18 protein-coding genes are annotated in these 18,000 nt (G+C 36.2%); 3 read left to right on the top strand and 15 right to left on the bottom strand.

From position 1 onward, the window contains the following. Positions 1–2: 2 nt before the first annotated feature. Entirely contained in the window at positions 3–182 is a 180-nt protein-coding gene (locus ACQKM9_RS03255; RefSeq protein ID WP_427732578.1) for a hypothetical protein, read from the bottom strand. Between the two features lie 17 nt (positions 183–199). Here ACQKM9_RS03255 and ACQKM9_RS03250 point away from each other — a divergent pair, with 17 nt between their 5' ends. Beyond that, complete coding sequence (locus ACQKM9_RS03250; protein WP_427732576.1) at positions 200–538, top strand: tyrosine-type recombinase/integrase; 339 nt, start codon at positions 200–202, stop codon at positions 536–538. A gap of 203 nt (positions 539–741) precedes the next feature. Continuing rightward, positions 742–1,494, top strand: a complete 753-nt coding sequence (locus ACQKM9_RS03245; protein ID WP_427732574.1) for a hypothetical protein — start codon at positions 742–744, stop codon at positions 1,492–1,494. 200 nt (positions 1,495–1,694) lie between these two features. Here the strand turns inward: ACQKM9_RS03245 and glnA are convergent, their stop codons facing one another. From glnA to ACQKM9_RS03230, 3 genes are all read right to left on the bottom strand, one after another. Then, a complete protein-coding gene (gene glnA / locus ACQKM9_RS03240; protein WP_427732572.1) occupies positions 1,695–3,029 on the bottom strand; it encodes a type I glutamate--ammonia ligase in 1,335 nt (444 codons plus the stop codon). A 45-nt stretch (positions 3,030–3,074) separates the two neighbouring features. Beyond that, complete coding sequence (locus ACQKM9_RS03235; protein ID WP_038184365.1) at positions 3,075–3,458, bottom strand: MerR family transcriptional regulator; 384 nt, start codon at positions 3,456–3,458, stop codon at positions 3,075–3,077. 174 nt (positions 3,459–3,632) lie between these two features. Next, positions 3,633–4,883, bottom strand: a complete 1,251-nt coding sequence (locus ACQKM9_RS03230) for an aminotransferase class I/II-fold pyridoxal phosphate-dependent enzyme (protein WP_427732570.1) — start codon at positions 4,881–4,883, stop codon at positions 3,633–3,635. A 141-nt stretch (positions 4,884–5,024) separates the two neighbouring features. Here ACQKM9_RS03230 and ACQKM9_RS03225 point away from each other — a divergent pair, with 141 nt between their 5' ends. Then, positions 5,025–5,642, top strand: coding sequence for a trimeric intracellular cation channel family protein (locus tag ACQKM9_RS03225; RefSeq protein WP_427732568.1), 618 nt, complete (start codon positions 5,025–5,027; stop codon positions 5,640–5,642). 37 nt (positions 5,643–5,679) lie between these two features. On the opposite strand, the gene ACQKM9_RS03220 is transcribed toward ACQKM9_RS03225, so the two are convergent. The 11 genes from ACQKM9_RS03220 to miaB form a co-directional block, all read right to left on the bottom strand. Continuing rightward, positions 5,680–5,979, bottom strand: a complete 300-nt coding sequence (locus ACQKM9_RS03220) for a rhodanese-like domain-containing protein (protein WP_427732566.1) — start codon at positions 5,977–5,979, stop codon at positions 5,680–5,682. A 99-nt stretch (positions 5,980–6,078) separates the two neighbouring features. Further along, positions 6,079–6,309 (bottom strand): RNA chaperone Hfq, encoded by a 231-nt coding sequence (gene hfq, locus ACQKM9_RS03215; RefSeq protein ID WP_038184348.1) that lies wholly within the window; start codon positions 6,307–6,309, stop codon positions 6,079–6,081. Between the two features lie 78 nt (positions 6,310–6,387). After that, positions 6,388–7,302 (bottom strand): tRNA (adenosine(37)-N6)-dimethylallyltransferase MiaA, encoded by a 915-nt coding sequence (gene miaA, locus ACQKM9_RS03210; RefSeq protein ID WP_427732564.1) that lies wholly within the window; start codon positions 7,300–7,302, stop codon positions 6,388–6,390. After that, on the bottom strand, positions 7,299–8,219 hold the full coding sequence (locus tag ACQKM9_RS03205; protein ID WP_427732562.1) for an alpha/beta fold hydrolase: 921 nt from the start codon (positions 8,217–8,219) through the stop codon (positions 7,299–7,301). The genes miaA and ACQKM9_RS03205 overlap by 4 nt, the downstream gene beginning before the upstream one ends. Continuing rightward, the gene (locus tag ACQKM9_RS03200; protein ID WP_427732560.1) at positions 8,212–9,870 is read right to left on the bottom strand and encodes a glycerol-3-phosphate dehydrogenase/oxidase; all 1,659 of its coding nucleotides are present in this window, start codon (positions 9,868–9,870) and stop codon (positions 8,212–8,214) included. Before ACQKM9_RS03200 ends, ACQKM9_RS03205 begins: the two co-directional genes overlap by 8 nt. 28 nt (positions 9,871–9,898) lie before the next feature. Next, on the bottom strand, positions 9,899–11,797 hold the full coding sequence (mutL, locus tag ACQKM9_RS03195; RefSeq protein WP_427732558.1) for a DNA mismatch repair endonuclease MutL: 1,899 nt from the start codon (positions 11,795–11,797) through the stop codon (positions 9,899–9,901). Between the two features lie 12 nt (positions 11,798–11,809). After that, entirely contained in the window at positions 11,810–14,440 is a 2,631-nt protein-coding gene (gene mutS, locus ACQKM9_RS03190; RefSeq protein ID WP_427732556.1) for a DNA mismatch repair protein MutS, read from the bottom strand. A gap of 132 nt (positions 14,441–14,572) precedes the next feature. Then, positions 14,573–15,154, bottom strand: a complete 582-nt coding sequence (gene cotE, locus ACQKM9_RS03185) for an outer spore coat protein CotE (RefSeq protein WP_427732809.1) — start codon at positions 15,152–15,154, stop codon at positions 14,573–14,575. 162 nt (positions 15,155–15,316) lie between these two features. Next, complete coding sequence (locus ACQKM9_RS03180; RefSeq protein ID WP_427732554.1) at positions 15,317–15,604, bottom strand: hypothetical protein; 288 nt, start codon at positions 15,602–15,604, stop codon at positions 15,317–15,319. A 274-nt stretch (positions 15,605–15,878) separates the two neighbouring features. Beyond that, positions 15,879–16,313 carry a RicAFT regulatory complex protein RicA family protein gene (locus tag ACQKM9_RS03175; RefSeq protein WP_390008851.1) on the bottom strand — a complete coding sequence of 145 codons (435 nt, stop codon included), beginning with the start codon at positions 16,311–16,313 and terminating at the stop codon, positions 15,879–15,881. After that, positions 16,313–17,860: a tRNA (N6-isopentenyl adenosine(37)-C2)-methylthiotransferase MiaB gene (miaB, locus tag ACQKM9_RS03170; RefSeq protein WP_427732552.1), complete on the bottom strand. Its 1,548-nt coding sequence runs from the start codon at positions 17,858–17,860 to the stop codon at positions 16,313–16,315. Before miaB ends, ACQKM9_RS03175 begins: the two co-directional genes overlap by 1 nt. Positions 17,861–18,000: the final 140 nt, after the last annotated feature.

Raw genomic sequence — 18,000 nt, 5'->3', positions numbered from 1 at the left:
TTTTACCTTCCAACAACTTCAATGGCATAATCTGTCGCCTTATCTTTACAAAGCCCTGTATGGCTCATGATTGTGTTTAAATGTGATTCAAATTGTTGTTCAAGTGCTACCGTATAACCAAAACGTTTAATCGTACCAACAATGTTTGCTATGTGATTTACTGCTTGTTCAATTTCGGACATCAATTTTCACCTCGGTTATGGAAAAGAGAACACTCATAGGTACACTTTATAACACAGATAATAATTTTGTATTTGGTCGTGACGATGGAACACCCTTTCCTAAATCCACACTATACAATGCATACAAGTCCGCAATGAAACATATTGACCATGAATTATTACCTATTCATTCTACCAGACACACCCATGCTGTTATGCTGCTAGAAGCTGAAGTACCAATGAAAGAGGTCCAGGAAAGCTTAGGTCATGGATCAATTCAAATTACATCAGATATCTATTCTCACGTTACAAGAAAAATGGAAAATAAATCTATTGAGAAATTCGATGAATACATGCAGAAAAAATCAGCGAAATGATAAATGTAGTTTTGCAGAAAGTACTTATAAAATCACCTCTTTAGTTTTCTTAGAGGTGATTTTAATTTGGATATTTATGTTAAAATAGATGTAGAAATTTTGAAGAAAAGTACTTAAATTAATAAGGTCAGGTTAGTTGAAAAAGTGCTTATAACAAATAATTATAATAAAATTATCAAACGAAGGTTGTGGAGTTATTGAGAATGACTCAGAAAGAAGTTTTGGAGGTTATAAAAAAAAGTAATTCGCTCGTGTCAAATGAACTTGCTAGACTCTTCTTACTTAAGAAAGGTGAAAATCTTGTTCGAGATTTACTGACTATTAAACTCGAAAAGGTGTGCGAAGATGTTAGGTCAGAGCTTGATACTGAGAGCAGTTATCTTACAGCTGTACATGATAAATTTAAGAAACGACATGATATCGCAATTATAGAAGGTAGTATATCATCCAAACGTTTAATATATAACTTCTTCCCATCTACATTATTTGAGCTTAAATTTCATAAAGCTAGCTGGGTTGTAAATAATAGTGATATACCAATCGGAGTTAAGGGCGCTTCTAAAAATAACGTGTGGTATAACGGGGGCGTTATTAATGATATTAATAAAATGGATGAAACTAAAAGAAAATATAGTAATAGAGACATCGCTATCCATCACATATTGATATTAAGCAATCCCCGCGGATCGATAGACAACAAGTATGCCGAAATTATAGAGGGTTTGAATTATTATAACAAATGCCTTGAGGGATCTAACTATGAAGAAATAGAAAAAAACGCAATAAAAATATATAGTCAACAATTAGAAACTATAAAGGACAAAGTACCTGGCAACTCTTTAAAAAAACTACAGCTAGGTACGGAAACTGTTAAAATTGGAGATGCTTTTGGAGTTACTCTTGATTTGATTTTCTTAGTGCTTTCAGAAGAAGGTAACTTAGGATTACCAAACTAAATCTAAATATGATTTGTTTTCATTTACTGTCAAACATGACTTTTAGAATTGCCTTAAATCAAACTCTATCCAAAACCTAAAATAAATCGTAAAAATTTCGTGGTATAAATGTGGTAACTTTCCAAATGTGTTACCACGAGAGTGTGAATCGTGGTAAATAGAAAACCCGTTGAAGCTTAGAGCCTCAACGGGTTTAACTATTAATACATTTTCAAGTATTGGTCACGTTCCCATTGGTGTACTTGAGTGCGGAACATGTCAAACTCAATTTCTTTTGCTTCACGGAAGTTTTCATAAATATGAGTTCCAAGTGCTTCTTGAATTACTTTATCTTTTGCTAATGCTTGTAGTGCGTCATCAAGGTTGACTGGTAAGTTACCGATACCAGCTTCCTCACGTTCTTCTGCACTCATTACATAAATGTTGCGGTCAACTGCTGCTGGTGGTGTTAATTGTTGTTCTATACCGTTAAGCCCTGATTCTAGAATAACAGCCATAGCTAAGTACGGATTCGCAGCGGGGTCAACTGAGCGAACTTCAATACGAGTTGATAAGCCACGAGAAGCTGGAATACGTACTAGTGGTGAACGGTTTTGTCCTGACCAAGCAATATAGCATGGTGCTTCGTATCCTGGTACTAAACGTTTGTAAGAGTTTACAGTAGGGTTTGTTACTGCTGTAAAACCTTCAACATGTTTTAAAACGCCAGCCATAAATTGCATAGCAGTTTCTGATAATTGCATTTCAGCTTTTTCATCAAAGAACATGTTTTGTTTGCCATTAAATAGAGAAACGTTACAGTGCATACCTGAACCACTTAAACCGAAAATTGGTTTTGGCATGAATGTCGCATGTAAGCCGTGTTTACGAGCAATTGTTTTAACAACCAATTTGAATGTTTGGATATTATCACACGCAGTAATTGCATCAGCATATTTGAAGTCAATTTCATGTTGTCCTGGAGCAACTTCATGGTGAGAAGCTTCGATTTCAAAGCCCATCTCTTCAAGCTCTAACACGATATCTCTACGGCAATTTTCACCAAGGTCAGTTGGTGCTAAGTCGAAGTAACCACCGTGGTCATTTAATTCTAAAGTAGGTTCGCCTTTTTCATCCAATTTGAATAAGAAAAATTCTGGCTCAGGTCCTAAGTTGAAGCTTGTGAACCCCATTTTTTCCATGCGAGCTAAGATACGACGTAAATTGTTACGTGGGTCACCTGCGAAAGGAGTACCATTAGAGTTATATACGTCACAGATGAAGCGACATACTGTGCCTTTACCAGTAGTCCATGGGAATACCATGAAAGTACTTAGGTCAGGATATAAGTACATATCTGATTCTTCAATACGAACGAAACCTTCAATAGAAGAACCATCGAACATCATTTTGTTATCTAGTGCTTTATCTAATTGACTTACAGGAATTTCAACATTTTTAATCGTCCCTAAAATGTCAGTAAATTGTAAACGGATAAACTTTACTTCTTTTTCAGCTACTAATTTCTTAATATCTTCTTTTGTAAATTTCCCCACTCGATTCACTCTCCATGTAATAAATTTTATATTTTACTCAGTTTCTTATTGAAAGAAACGTGATAAATCCCCTTGACGGATAGATGTTTTTTGAAGACGTTGTGCTTGTTGCATCTCTTCTCTTAGAATGCGACGTAAATCTGCATCCGTAATGTCTTTTTTACCTAAATTCGCTATTGCTGGTTCATTTTTTAAAGCAAATACTTTTTTGATACCTGCCATATTAATCCCTTGCTCCAACAAGTCTTTAATTTCAAGCAATGAATCGACATCATTTAAGGAGAACATCCGACGATTGCCTTCTGTTCTTGCAGGTTCGATTAAATTATGTTCTTCATAATATCGAATCTGACGAGCCGTTAAGTCTGTCAATTGCATGACTATACTAATTGGAAGTAATGGCATTGATCTTCGTATTTCACGACTCATATCATTCACCTTCCCCTTTATAATTCAAATAATACATCATGTTAGGTTTTCTGTCAATTGTATGTCATATAAATTAACATGACATCTTATATAAAGAAAAAAGCTTAGAGCCATATGGTTTGCTAAGCTTTTTCCTTGTTTTAGTTATTTGTTTTTTATATTATTTTCTGAAAATTATTTTTGCAATTTTTGTACAGCACTTAAAGCTGCATACTTTACATGTTCGTAAGTTAAGCCACCTTGAATATAAGCAGTGTATGGTGGACGAATTGGTCCATCAGCTGATAGTTCAATGCTTGCACCTTGTATAAATGTTCCAGCTGCCATAATGACATCATCTTCATAACCAGGCATATAAGCTGGTTCAGGTGCAACATGAGCGTTTATTGGCGAACTCGCTTGAATTGCTTGGCAAAACGCAATCATTTGATCTGCCGTTTTGAATGAGACGGATTGGATTAAATCAGTTCTTGATGCCGAATAATGTGGTGAAGTCGTCATGCCAATTGATTCAAGCATGGCAGATGTGAATATCGCACCTTTTAAAGCTTGCGCAACAACATGTGGGGCTAAGAAGAAACCTTGATAAAAGTCTGCTAAAGCATTTAAAGTCGGTCCAGCTTCAGCACCTATTCCCGGCGAAGTCATACGGAATGCACATTGTTCAACTAAATCTGCACGTCCAGCAATGTATCCACCTATTTTAGCTAAGCCACCACCCGGGTTTTTAATTAAAGAGCCAGCCATTAAATCTGCTCCAACATCTGTTGGTTCAATCTCTTGAACAAATTCACCGTAGCAGTTATCCACGAATATAATAGCTGATGGTCGGATCTCACGAACTCTTTTAATCATGTCAGCGATTTGTTCTACTGTGAAGGAAGGACGTGATGCGTAGCCTTTTGATCGTTGAATTGCGATGACTTTTGTTTTTTCAGATACTGCTTTTGTTACTGCATCCCAGTTAACATCTTTATCATTCTCTAAGTCAATATGTTGATAGCTAATATTAAAGTCTTTTAATGAACCTGTATCTTTGTCACCACCATCAACAATTGATTGTAAAGTGTCATAAGGTTGCCCTGTAATATACATAAGTTCGTCTCCCGGACGTAATACACCGAAGAGGCTTAAAGTAATGGCGTGAGTGCCAGAAATAATTTGTGGACGAACGATACAAGCTTCTGCACCGAACACTTCAGCATAAACGCGTTCTAGATTGTCGCGTCCTTCATCATCATAGCCATAGCCATTTGATGGATGCAGATGAAAATCACTAACTTGATGATTACGAAAAGCCGATAAAACTTTTTGTTGGTTGAAGAAAGCCACTTCATCGACGTGATTATGGTAGGGTTTAACTTGTGCTTCAATTTCTTTTGCTTTCATTAATAATTCATTACTAAATGTTGTAGAATACGTCATTTTTTTACGGCTCCCTTTTTATTTTTCCATTACTATCTTACCAATAACAACCAAAGAGTCAATCATTCAATCAGTAAACCTTGTAATTATCACTGTTTTTGGTACAATTCAAGGACGTTATTAGAAAGTTGAGGATCTATTATGGCGTGGGATGTATTTAATATAGTTGGTACAATTGCCTTTGCTATATCTGGAGCAATTGTGGCGATGGAAGAAGAATATGATTTGTTTGGTGTTTATTTACTAGGGATCGTGACTGCATTTGGTGGTGGAGCCATTCGAAATACACTAATTGGTGTACCGATCACTGCTCTTTGGGAGCAAGAAACAATGTTTCAAATTGCACTTATATCTATTACTATTGTTTTTATCTTCCCTCAAAAGTTATTGAAACATTGGCATAAATGGGGCAATTTCTTTGATGCTATTGGCTTATCAGCATTTGCGATTCAAGGAGCACTTTTTGCTGTTAACTTAAATTTACCTGTTAGCGCTGCGATTGTAGCTGCAGTATTAACTGGTTCTGGTGGCGGAATTATCCGCGATGTACTTGCCGGTCGTAAGCCGCTTGTATTACGCAAGGAAGTATATGCTGTTTGGGCAGCACTTGCCGGTATAATTGTTGGCCTAGGTATCTTTAAACATGATTTATGGTTATATATGTTATTCGTTAGTATGACCGCTCTTCGTGTATTATCATACATGAAACATTGGCGACTACCCTTAAAATCTTTACGGGGGCAAAATTCAGCCAAATAAAAAAGACGAATCAATATACGATTCGTCTTTTTTTATCTTAGAATTCTAACTCGCCTTCCCAAGCGAGCATACCGCCTTCCATATTCGTAACGTCATAACCTAAACCAGAAAGATAAGCACATGCGCTACCGCTACGCCCACCTGCATGACAGATGAAGATATAAGGTTTCGTTTTATCTAAATCATCAATTCTATCAGGTAGTAATCCAAGTGGAATATGGATAGCCCCTGGAATCATACCATTTGCTATTTCTTCATCCTCACGTACATCTACTAAGAATAAATCTTCATTTGCGTCAACTTTTTCTAAAAGTTCAGTTGTTGTAATAGTTTTCATTATTATAATCCTCCATTATCAATTAAACATATCAAATATCTCTATTAGTATAGCTAGAAATAAAAAATTCGGCTAGTCTTTATACTAGCCGAATTCATTTTACTCTTCGTTATCTTGAGAAATATTAATGGATTTTGAAGGGGCGAATGTCGAAATGGCATGTTTATAAATCAAATGCTGTTTCCCATCAGATTCCAGTAGTACTGTGAAATTATCATAAGATTTAATAAGACCTTTTAATTGAAAACCATTTAGCAAGAAAACGGTAACGAAAACCCCATTTTTACGCATTTGATTTAGAAACGCATCTTGTAAGTTAATAGATTTCATGCAAAGCCACTCCCTCTTCTATTTTAAATAAATCTCCTCAATACCATGTATTCGATTTCATTTACGAAAAACCCTTTATTATTCCAATATTTCTCCGATTATTTTTTCTGTGCCGTCTAAACTATTAAACCATTTAACGTCCATTTTATTACGGAAATATGTTAATTGACGTTTTGCATAGCGTCTTGAATTTTGTTTTAACTGCTCTATAGCATCCTCGAGTGATTGTTTCCCATCAAAATATGCATAAAGCTCCTTATATCCAATAGCTTGTACCGATTGTACACCTCGTATATCCTTTTGCCAAAGTGCTTCTACTTCAGCTAGCAGTCCTTGTTCCATCATTATATCAACACGCTTATTTATTCGTTCATACAACAGCTCACGGTCCATATTTAAACCAATGATAATATGTTTATAAAGTGGCTTATCACCCAGGTTTTGTTCATCAGAAGATTTGGCTATACCTCCATGCTGAATCATCTCAAGTGCCCGGATAACGCGACGAGTATTATTTGGATGAATCGTTTCAGCAGTTTTAGGGTCAAGCTTTACTAATTTTACATGCATTTCCTCAGGTCCAATTTCATTAAGTTCTTTATAATAGGCCTCGCGTGCCGCTTCATCAACCTTTTCTTCTGTGAAGCGATAATCAAATAGTACAGCTTGTATATAAAGACCAGTTCCTCCAACTATGATTGGAAATTTTCCTTTCGCACGAATAAAGTCTATACGTTCACGCACGAGTTGCTGATATTCAGCGACTGAAAAAGATTCAGTTGGTTCTTTGATGCTTAAGAGATGATGCGGTATCCCTTCCATTTCAGCTTCAGTAATCTTAGCAGTACCTATATTCAGCTCTTTATATATCTGCATGGAGTCACCATTTATAATCTCTCCATTTAACCTTTTTGCTAGCTCTATACTTAAAGCTGTTTTGCCTGAAGCTGTAGGGCCCACAATGGCAATTACCTCTAAATCTTGTTGTCTCATTCTTTTTCTAACCACCATATGATTTTGTTATAAACCTCTTGTCGGTTTACTTCATTTAATATTTCATGTCGTTTTCCTTCAAATAACTGTACGGTAACCTTTGTTAAACCGCAACTTTGATAACTTTTCGCCACTTTCCAGATACCTTTACTAAAGCCACCAACAGGATCTTCTGCACCACTTATTAAGAGGATAGGTAAATCTTTTCGAATTCTATTTATTTCCTCTTCCTTTGATAAAGTTAAAATACCACCTGTTAAATCAACATAAAACTGATTAGTAGCTAAAAATCCGCAATCTTCATCTTCAAGATATTTAGCAACTTCAGATGAATCAGATGATAACCAATCAAAATCAGTTTGTGTATTTGAGAATGCACGATTGAAATTACCGAATGACAATTTATCTAATAATGGACTTTCCTTCGTTTTCCCCTGTAATTTCGTAAGACTTTTAGCAAGTATATGACCAGCTTGATGTGTCACACTTGCAGCACCTGTTCCGCAGAAAATTGCTTTAGATAGCATTTCACTGTGAAGCTCTGTATAACGCCTTGCTATAAACGACCCCATGCTATGACCAAATAAAATAACAGGAGGTAAATGTCGATCCGACCGAACAAATTCAAGCACCTCATGTACGTCTAATACAACTCGATCAAATCCTTGCTGTTCTGCAAAAAAACCTTTGGGTGACTCGTTAATAGATGCTGTTTGCCCATGGCCACGATGGTCGTGCATAGAAACTACATAACCACGATTTATAAGGAAATTAGCAAAATTTTCATATCTTCCACTATGCTCTGCCATACCATGAAGAATGTGAATATGACCTTTCGGATCTTCATTAGGGAGATAGACAGTCACCGCAATACGGTGACCATCTGAAGTTTTAAATGAATGTGTATTTTTATTCATAAATGCCCTCTTTAGCAAAATGGGACGCTTCGAATAGAATTTGATCTAATTCCAAGCGATATTGCTCTTCCATTGCTGTTGAATAGGCCAAGTATTTTTTCATTAGCTTTATTACTGCTTCCTTATGATTATAGACACTATCGATATCAAATAATAATCGACTTGAGCGGCGAACAAAGAAATCCGCTGGTGTTTGTGCCAATTCATACTGAATAGCATAAAGTAACTGCGCATGTATAGCAATCGGTAATTCCTCTACTGAATTATTAACTTTCAGAGTATGAATAATGTTGAATATGGCTTGAATATTCGTACCGTATTTTGATACGAGCATATTCGCCTCTTCTTTAGTTAAACCTAATTTCGTTCCCTCGTATGTTTTATTTTTTACATAAGGGCCAAAATTTATAGGGTTTATACCTTTAGCTCCTGAAAGGGACAAATGCTCCGTAACACAAGGTCCAGACTTTTTAAATTGTTTCTTTTCTACTATTTTGTCTACAATATTTTCAGCCATTTTACGATAACCAGTTAACTTCCCACCTGCAATTGTCAAAAGTCCAGTTGGAGATTCCCAAATCTCGTCTTTACGAGAAATTTCTGAAGGATCTTTTCCCTCTTTGAAAATAAGTGGACGAACTCCAGCCCAGCTTGATTCTACGTCTTTTCGAGTAATTTGGACATCCGGGAAAATATAGTGAATCGTTTCCATTAAATAAGTAATATCCTCATCAGTTGCAACTGGGTTTATTGGATTTTCCTCATAAAATGTATCAGTGGTACCGACATACGTTTTTCCATCTCGAGGTATTGCAAAGACCATTCGGCCATCAGGTGTATCAAAGTAAACAGATTGTTGAAGTGGGAAACGGGATTGATCAATCACAATATGTACACCTTTAGTGAGACGTAATTGTTTATTATTACTAATTTGATCTTTTTTACGTACTTCATCTACCCATGGTCCTGTAGCATTTACAACTGAATTCGATTGAATTGTCCAAGTGCGAGATGAAATTTGATCGCGAACAACAACTCCAGTAATTTTCTCATTTTCATACTTAAATTCTTCAGCTTTTACATAATTTAAACAAACAGCACCAAGTTCAACAGCTTTCTTAATAACCTCAATTGTAAGACGTGCATCATCTGTACGGTATTCTACATAATATCCTCCACCCAATAATCCTTCTTTTTTGAGTAAAGGTTCTTTTTGTAAAGTCTCTTTTGCATTTAGCATTTTACGTCGTTCTGATTTGTTAACTTGAGCTAGTTTGTCATACACTTTTAAGCCTAATGAAGTTGAATAAGGTCCAAATGATCCTCCTTTGTAAAAAGGAAGCAGCATCCACTGCGGAGTTGTAATATGTACCCCATTCTCATAAACAATGGCACGCTCCTTTCCTACTTCAGCAACAACACCTACTTGTAGTTGTTTTAAATAACGTAAACCACCATGTACTAGCTTAGTTGATCGACTTGAAGTACCAGCAGCAAAATCCTGCATATCAATAAGAGCAACAGATAATCCTCTAGAAACAGCATCTAGCGCGATACCCGCACCTGTAATTCCACCACCAATTACTAACACATCAAAAGAATACGCATCGAGTGTTTCAATAAAACTTTCACGTTGTGCAGATGAAAACATACTATCTTCCTCCTTTATTTCGTAAAAATCACATAACTCGCTTAAACATTTTTTCAATTTCATACGTTTTAAAATGGACGATAACAGGTCTTCCGTGTGGGCATGTGAACGGATTGACCATTTTTTTCAAATCTTGCATTAACACTTCCATTTGTTGTGTATTTAAGTAGTGATTTGCTTTAATCGAACGTTTACAACTCATCATTATAGCTGCGTCTTCACGTAATTTTCGTATATCTGCTTTACGTTCACGTAGCACCTGTTCAATTAATTCTTCAATGATTTCCTCTTCAAAATCTTTTGGGAACCAAGCAGGATGTTCTCTTACTACAAATGAGTTTGTGCCAAATTCCTCAAGAATAACACCTACATCTATCAAATAAGTCATATTTTCTCTTAACACTAATGCTTCATCAGCTGAGTAATGAAATGTTAGCGGAAATAGTAGTGTTTGTCGTTCATTTGGATCGACCTCTCCCACTTTTTCTTTGAAAAACTCATATTTAATTCGTTCTTGTGCAGCATGCTGGTCAATTAAATAAAAACCATCCTCACTTTGTGCCACAATATACGTCCCATGTATTTGACCCACAACTTCAAGTTCAGGAAATGGCTCTTTCGTTTCCTTCTCTTCAGATTCTTCTATTGGCATTATATACTCTTCATCGGTTATATCTTGCTCTACTGGTAATTCTGATTCCACAAAATTCTCTGTGCTATTTACTTGTTCCCATGTTGCTTCCTTTACAAAACCTGATTTGGCTGATGAATTTAAAACATCTTTTGGAAATGGTCCTGAAAACAGAGTTGAATCTTCTTCTTGCTTAGGTTTTTCATTAAATTGAGGCATACTCGTGTTATTATAATTCATCGATTTCCAGAAATTAATTTGCTCCCCGGTTTGCGGCACTTTTTTCTTCTTCTCTGTAATTTCAGGTGCTTGCATTGACTGACGAATTACCTTATGCAACGTCTTTTCAATTAAGTCCATCAATTCAGCTTCTTTACTTAAACGAATTTGTTGCTTTGACGGATGTACATTAACATCTGTTAAAAATGGATCGCCTTCAATGTTAATAACTGAAATCGGAAAACGCCCAATCGGCAAAAATGTATGATATGCATCAATTATTGCTTTTTGTACCGTAAAATGACGCACCCATCGGCCATTGACGAAAATCGACATATAGTTCTTAGATGCTCTTGTGATTTCAGGTATTGTCGCAAACCCCGAAATTTTATAATCTCGTGATTCTCCTTCAAATGGCACCATTTTTTTCGCATTGGCAATACCATAAATCGCCGCTAATACTTGGCGTAAATCACCACGTCCATTTGTTTGTAATAATATATGGTCATGGTGACGTAATTTGAATGCGATATCTGGGTAACAAAGAGCCAAGCGATTCATCAAATCAATTGTGTGACCTAATTCAGTTTGAATCGTCTTCATATATTTTAAGCGAGCTGGTGTATTATAAAAAAGTTGGGATACCTTCATATCCGTCCCTTTTCGTAAAGGTGCTGGTTTTTTGTCAATAACATGACCGCCTTCCATCTGCACTTCAATACCCACTTCTCCATTTGATGTGACGAGGGTAATTTTTGAAACTGAAGAAATACTGGCTAATGCCTCTCCACGAAAGCCTAGTGTACGAATACGGAATAAATCATGTTCATTTTCAATTTTACTTGTAGCATGACGTTGAAAAGATTTCAGTGCATCAGTTTCATCCATCCCACTACCATTATCAATTACTTGAATGGAAGTTAGTCCAGCTTCTTCTAAAATTACTTCTATCGAGGTACTACTTGCATCAATGGCATTTTCAACTAGTTCTTTCACAACAGATGAAGGTCGCTCGACTACTTCACCTGCTGCGATTTTATTGGACAGAAATTCATCCATTATATGAATATGACCCATCTGTTGCACCTCCTACTTTTTTATTAAAGACTGTTGCAATGCATATACAAGTTGCAATGCATCCATCGGTGTTGTGCCAGATACATTTACTGATCGGATTTGTTCTAGTACTTCTTGCTCTAATTTAGAAACGGCTAATTGAATAACTTCTTTCGGCTCTTCTTCTGCAAATAGAGACAGTTGTGCTGGTTCGTCCTTCATAATAGAAACTGGTTCATCCTTCACAACAGGCGTTGCTTCTGCTTTTGTAACAGTCGCGGCTGAGACTGCATTAGTTGCCTCAAATTCTTCTAGTAAAATGCGCGCTCTAGAAATAATATCAGTTGGTAACTCTGCTAACTCTGCTACATGAATACCGTAACTTTTATCAGCTGGGCCTTTTTTAACTTTGTGTAAAAAGACTACCTTCCCGTCTTGCTCCATTGCGGATACATGAACATTTTGCAAACGATTTAAGTCATTTTCTAAATCTGTTAATTCATGATAATGAGTAGAGAATAATGTATTAGCGCCGATTTTATTGTGAATATACTCCATCATAGATTGTGCTAATGCCATACCATCATAAGTTGACGTACCACGCCCAATTTCATCAAAGAGCAATAAGCTTTTCTCTGTAGCATTTGTAATGGCATGCTGTGATTCCAACATCTCTACCATAAAAGTACTTTGTCCAGCTGCTAAATCATCGGCTGCACCAATACGTGTAAAAATTTGATCAGTTATCGGTAATTCCGCTTCATCTGCTGGTACATAGCAACCCATTTGCGCAAGAATTGTTATAAGCGCCACTTGTCTCATATACGTACTTTTACCAGACATATTCGGTCCTGTTATTAGCATCATATTGCGATTATCAGTCAATATACAGTCATTTGGCACATATAATTGTTGATTCATCATTTTCTCGACGACCGGATGACGACCATTAACTATTTTAAGTGAACGTCCTTCATGGAAGACCGGTTTTGTGAAACGATACTTTTCTGTAACAGTTGCAAAACCTACGTAGACGTCTAATTCACTAATAGCAGAGGCAAGTCCTTGTAGTCTCGGGATATATTGCTTTAATTCTTCACGGATTTGTGTGAATAAAGTATATTCGAGTGCCAAACTTTCTTCTTCAGCATTTAAAATGATGGCTTCTTTTTCCTTTAGTTCATCTGTAATGTAGCGCTCTGCATTAGCAAGCGTCTGTTTACGTTCATATCTTTCTAAATCAGCTAAATGAATATATGATTTCGTGATTTCGATGTAATATCCAAACACTCGATTATAACCAATTTTCAAATTCTTAATTCCTGTTTTCTCACGTTCTTGTTGTTCAAGCGCTGCAATCCAATCTTTACCGTTGCGAGAAGCATAACGAAGCTCATCTAGTTTTGCATCATAGCCACCGCGGATAACATCGCCCTCTTTAATCGAGATTGGTGGATGATCTGTAATCGCATGACTTAAATAACTTTCGACATCACTACATAGATCAAGTGCTTTCCCTAAGTTTTGTAGGTTTTCTTTTGAAGAGTTTTGTAGTTGTTCTTGAATGAAAGGAACTTGACGTAATGATTCTCTTAATTGCGCTAAATCACGTCCTCCAACGTTTCCAAATGCAACTCGTCCTGCTAGACGTTCTAAGTCATACACTTGTTTAAATAATTCTTGTAATTCTGCTCGAACAAAATATTCTTCTAACAAATCTGTCACGATACTCAAGCGATTTTCAATATGTTGACGGTTTGCTAACGGTTGATGTAACCACTGTTTTAATTTTCGCCCACCCATTGCAGTAGCAGTTTCGTCTAGTAACCATAGTAGTGTTCCTTTTTGGTCCCCACCACGCAAAGATTGGATGAGTTCTAAATTACGTTTTGAATTTGTATCTATATTTAGGTAATCTTTATTTTCGTTGTATTTGAATGGTTGAATATGAGATAGTGAACGCATTTGCGTACGTTCAATATAGTGTAGAAGCTTTCGTCCAGCACCCTGTAAATTACTTGGCGCTCCTTCTAAATACTGTGCACTTTTCGCTTCATCCATTGCCTCTTCTTCAATTGATAAGACTATAGATAACGCTTCTGCCTGTTCATTCAGTTCTGCAAATAGTTGCTCTGCAACAACCATTTCTCTAATACCAAATGATTGAAGTTGTTGTAATAAGACTAGACCATCACCTTCGACATAAGTAACAGTCGCCTCACCAGTAGATAAATCTAAATAACAAAAAGCACACTCTGAGGTGTTTATTTGCTCAGCAGCTGCGATGAAGTGATTTGTTTTTCCATCTAACGCTTTGCCTTCCATAATTGTTCCAGGCGTTATCAGCTGAACAACTTCACGTTTTACAACACCTTTTGCTTGTTTGACATCTTCTGTTTGTTCACAAACTGCTACTTTATAACCTTTTTGAACAAGTGTCTCGATATAATTTTTAGCGGAATGATGAGGTACACCACACATAGGAATGCGTTCTTTCATACCTGCATCTCGGCTCGTTAATGTAATTTCTAAAATTTGAGAAGCTTTTAAAGCATCATCAAAGAACATTTCATAAAAATCACCTAATCTGAAAAATAAAAAAGCATCTTTATAATCTGCTTTCACTTGTAGATATTGTTGAATCATCGGTGTATATGTTGTCATTTTAAAACCTCTCTTGTGTAGCTAAATCTTATTTCTATTATAACAAAATAAGCATTGAAATGCGTTTCATACCTTTTAGCCAGTTTTCTCAAAAAAAAAATAAGCCGGCGTCGCCTCCGGCTTTAAAAATGCTTATTGAAATGATGAAGATTCAAATGATGTTCCTAATGTTGGTCCTGATGATGATGATGAAGAGCTTGATGATGAACTAGAAGATGAGCTTGATGATGAACTTTCCTCTTCGAAATCCCAATCTTCTTCAAAATCTAATTGATGTACTGAGATACAAATTGTTGTCTCACCTACGACTTCAGCAAGCAATTCTCGCTCAATTGTGACTTGGAATTGCTCACCGCAAGGCGTAATAATAGCTTCTGTACAGTTCGGGTGTTGAATCACCTTTACATGTACATCTTCTTTACCAGTTGTTTCGTTATCTCTATAATGTAGTTTGATACGGTCTTTATACAGTACCGTCTCAGAGTATACTGCTGTTTTTGAATGATTATGATAAGCGTACCAAACATTGACATCAAATTTGCCTGATACTTCTACAAAATTACCATGTTTTTTCGCTGAATGCGTATGGTTGATTACCCAACACCCTAAAATACTTGATGGTTGATTCGGTGGTCTTAAATTTTCACATACTTCTGTTCTTTTTTTACCCTTCGCGACGACCGCCTTTGTGACAATTTGACGCAACTGTTTCAGTGCGACTCCTCCTTTGCTTCTCTTAATTTCATCTTATGCGGTATGTGCCTATTGGGTGATTAGATTAATTTTTAAAAATAAAAAAACTACTCAATAGCCGTTCTTTCTTTGGCTACACAGTAGTCTGTAATTTTTCCGTTACTTTTAATGCTAAGGCATCGCTTAACCCGGATGATCCGTACTATACGTTAATTGTTGAATCAATGTCATGTCTATATCTAATACCTTCTGTTTATAAATCCCTGGATAAAGATCAATTAGATGATATCCTCTAACACTAGTAGCGACTACATCGTAGGTTAAATCCCCTTGGCTATTAAAGGCGCATAAGTCACCCGTATAGGCATTGTCATACGTTACATAGTACGCATTATCAAACTCAGTCCATCCGATTGGTATGATCCATCGGATTAATTTTCGTACTAATGAGCCTTGATTTCGGATAAACATTTACTGATATTTCAAAAATTTAATCCAGTTGACCTTCAACGTTTATTTTCACTGTACTTCAAATAGAAAATTCACTGCAAAACCTAATCCACTTACTCAACTTCCCTTCATCCTGTTCCAGACAAGAACCATTTCTTACTCGGTAAGTTAGTTACGGAAAGATACTTCACTTCTCCAACATTACATTCAGTTTTATTCAATGAAACTTCTACTACTATATAAAGAAAACCCTTATAAAGATAGTTATTCTTTATAAGGGTTAACAATTATTCTATTAAGAACAGCTACCTGGTTTTGAGTTTTGTACTTTTGAACCTGTTTCACCGCGTAATACGTCGCCACCAGTTGATTCAACGATTTCATCTGTCACACTGTTCGCAATTGTGTTTGATACTAATTGTAATAGATCATTTACATCGCCTTGAGATTGTTTAAATTCTTCAACGATTGGTAAAGAATCAATTTCTTCTTCGATTTTTGCAATTTTATCTTCAATTAATCGAAGTGCTTTTTCTTTACCATAATGTTGGAAGTTTACTGCTTGTTTTTGTAAACTTTTTAGACTTGCGATTTTTTCACGTACCATTTGGTTTTCGTTAATTTGTGCTTCTGCACGTTTGAAGAAATCAACTTCTTCCGTGTTCGCTACCATATGGGCAATTTCCATTGCTTTTGCGATGATTTGATCTTTAGTATATATTTCTGCCATTATAATTCCACCTTTTGGTCCTCTACAACTTCGATAAAATCTCCTTGTAATGACCAAGTTTTTGCTTCAGTAACTTGTACTTTAACAATTTGACCAATTACTTCTTTAGGAGCTACAAAGTTTACGAGTTTATTTTTTCTTGTATAACCTGCTAGTACATTCGGGTTACGTTTACTTTCCCCTTCAACTAACACTTCGACGATTTGACCGTCATATTGTTTAATTGCTTCTCCACATAGTTGGTTCACTAAGTCATTTAAACGCTGTAGACGCTCTTTTTTCACTTCCATCGGTACATTATCTTGCATTTTCGCTGCAGGCGTACCTTCACGTGGTGAATAAATGTATGTGAATGCCATTTCGAAGCCAACTTCTTTATATAAAGATAGCGTTTCTTCAAATTGCTCGTCTGTTTCATTTGGGAAACCAACGATAATATCAGTTGTTAACGCTACATCTGGAATCGCTTTTCTAATTTTGCGTACAAGTTCTAGATAGCTATCGCGCGTATATTTACGAGCCATAATCTTCAACATGTCGCTTGAACCTGATTGCACAGGTAAATGAATGTGCTCAACTAAGTTTCCTTTTTTCGCTAATACTTCGATTAAATAATCGTCAAAATCACGTGGGTGACTTGTTGTAAAACGAATACGCGGAATGTCAATTGTACGTAATTCATTCATTAAATCGCCAAGACCATACTTTAGATCTTCAAAGTCTTTTCCGTAAGCGTTTACGTTTTGACCAAGTAATGTCACTTCTTTATAGCCTTGTGCAGCTAGTTGGCGTACTTCTTGAATAATATCATCTGGTCGTCGACTACGCTCTTTTCCTCGTGTATAAGGTACGATACAATATGTACAGAATTTATCACAGCCGTACATGATATTTACCCAAGCCTTCGTATTCCCTTTGCGAACTTTCGGAAGGTTTTCAATAACGTCCCCTTCTTTAGACCACACTTCTATAACCATTTCTTTCGACATATAAGCTTCATTTAAAATGTCTGGTAAACGATGAATATTATGCGTCCCGAAAATCATATCAACTTGGTCATACGTTTTCAAGATTTTCTTAACTACTGCCTCTTCTTGCGACATACAACCACATACACCAATTAATAAATCAGGATTTTTTTGCTTTAATGGCTTAAAGTGACCAAGTTCACCAAACACTTTGTTCTCCGCATTTTCGCGAATTGCACAAGTATTCATTAAAATGACATTCGCATCTTCTACGTTATTTGTTGCTTCATAACCAAGCTGCAGAAAAATCCCAGCCATTACTTCTGTATCGTGTTCATTCATTTGGCAACCGTACGTACGAATATAGAATTTACGACCATGTCCCATACCCATGTATTTTTCATCAATCGCGAAGTCTTTATGGTATTGAACTTCCTCTTTACCACGTTTCTTTGCATCTTTTAAAGATGGCGCTGTATATACAGATTGAAAATATTTACTATAGTCCTTCTCGGATTTTTTGTCCGATGGATCTGGATGTTTCACTTGTTGACTAGCAAGTCTCTGTTCTTCGTTCATCAGTAAACTCCTTCCACTCGTATTCGCACACTCGAATACCCATTTTCTTATTATACTTAATGGAGTATGGTTCCTACAAGAAAAGAACGTTAATTGTCGGTGTTTAGACATATAGCTTGTTTTGTTGGTTGGGGGTCATG

The organism is Viridibacillus sp. NPDC093762 (assembly GCF_050279675.1).
In the GTDB taxonomy this organism is placed as follows: Bacteria; Bacillota; Bacilli; order Bacillales_A; family Planococcaceae; genus Viridibacillus.
The sequence above is the reverse complement of the archived record's forward strand: the minus strand, read 5'-3'. Positions and strand labels throughout refer to the sequence as shown.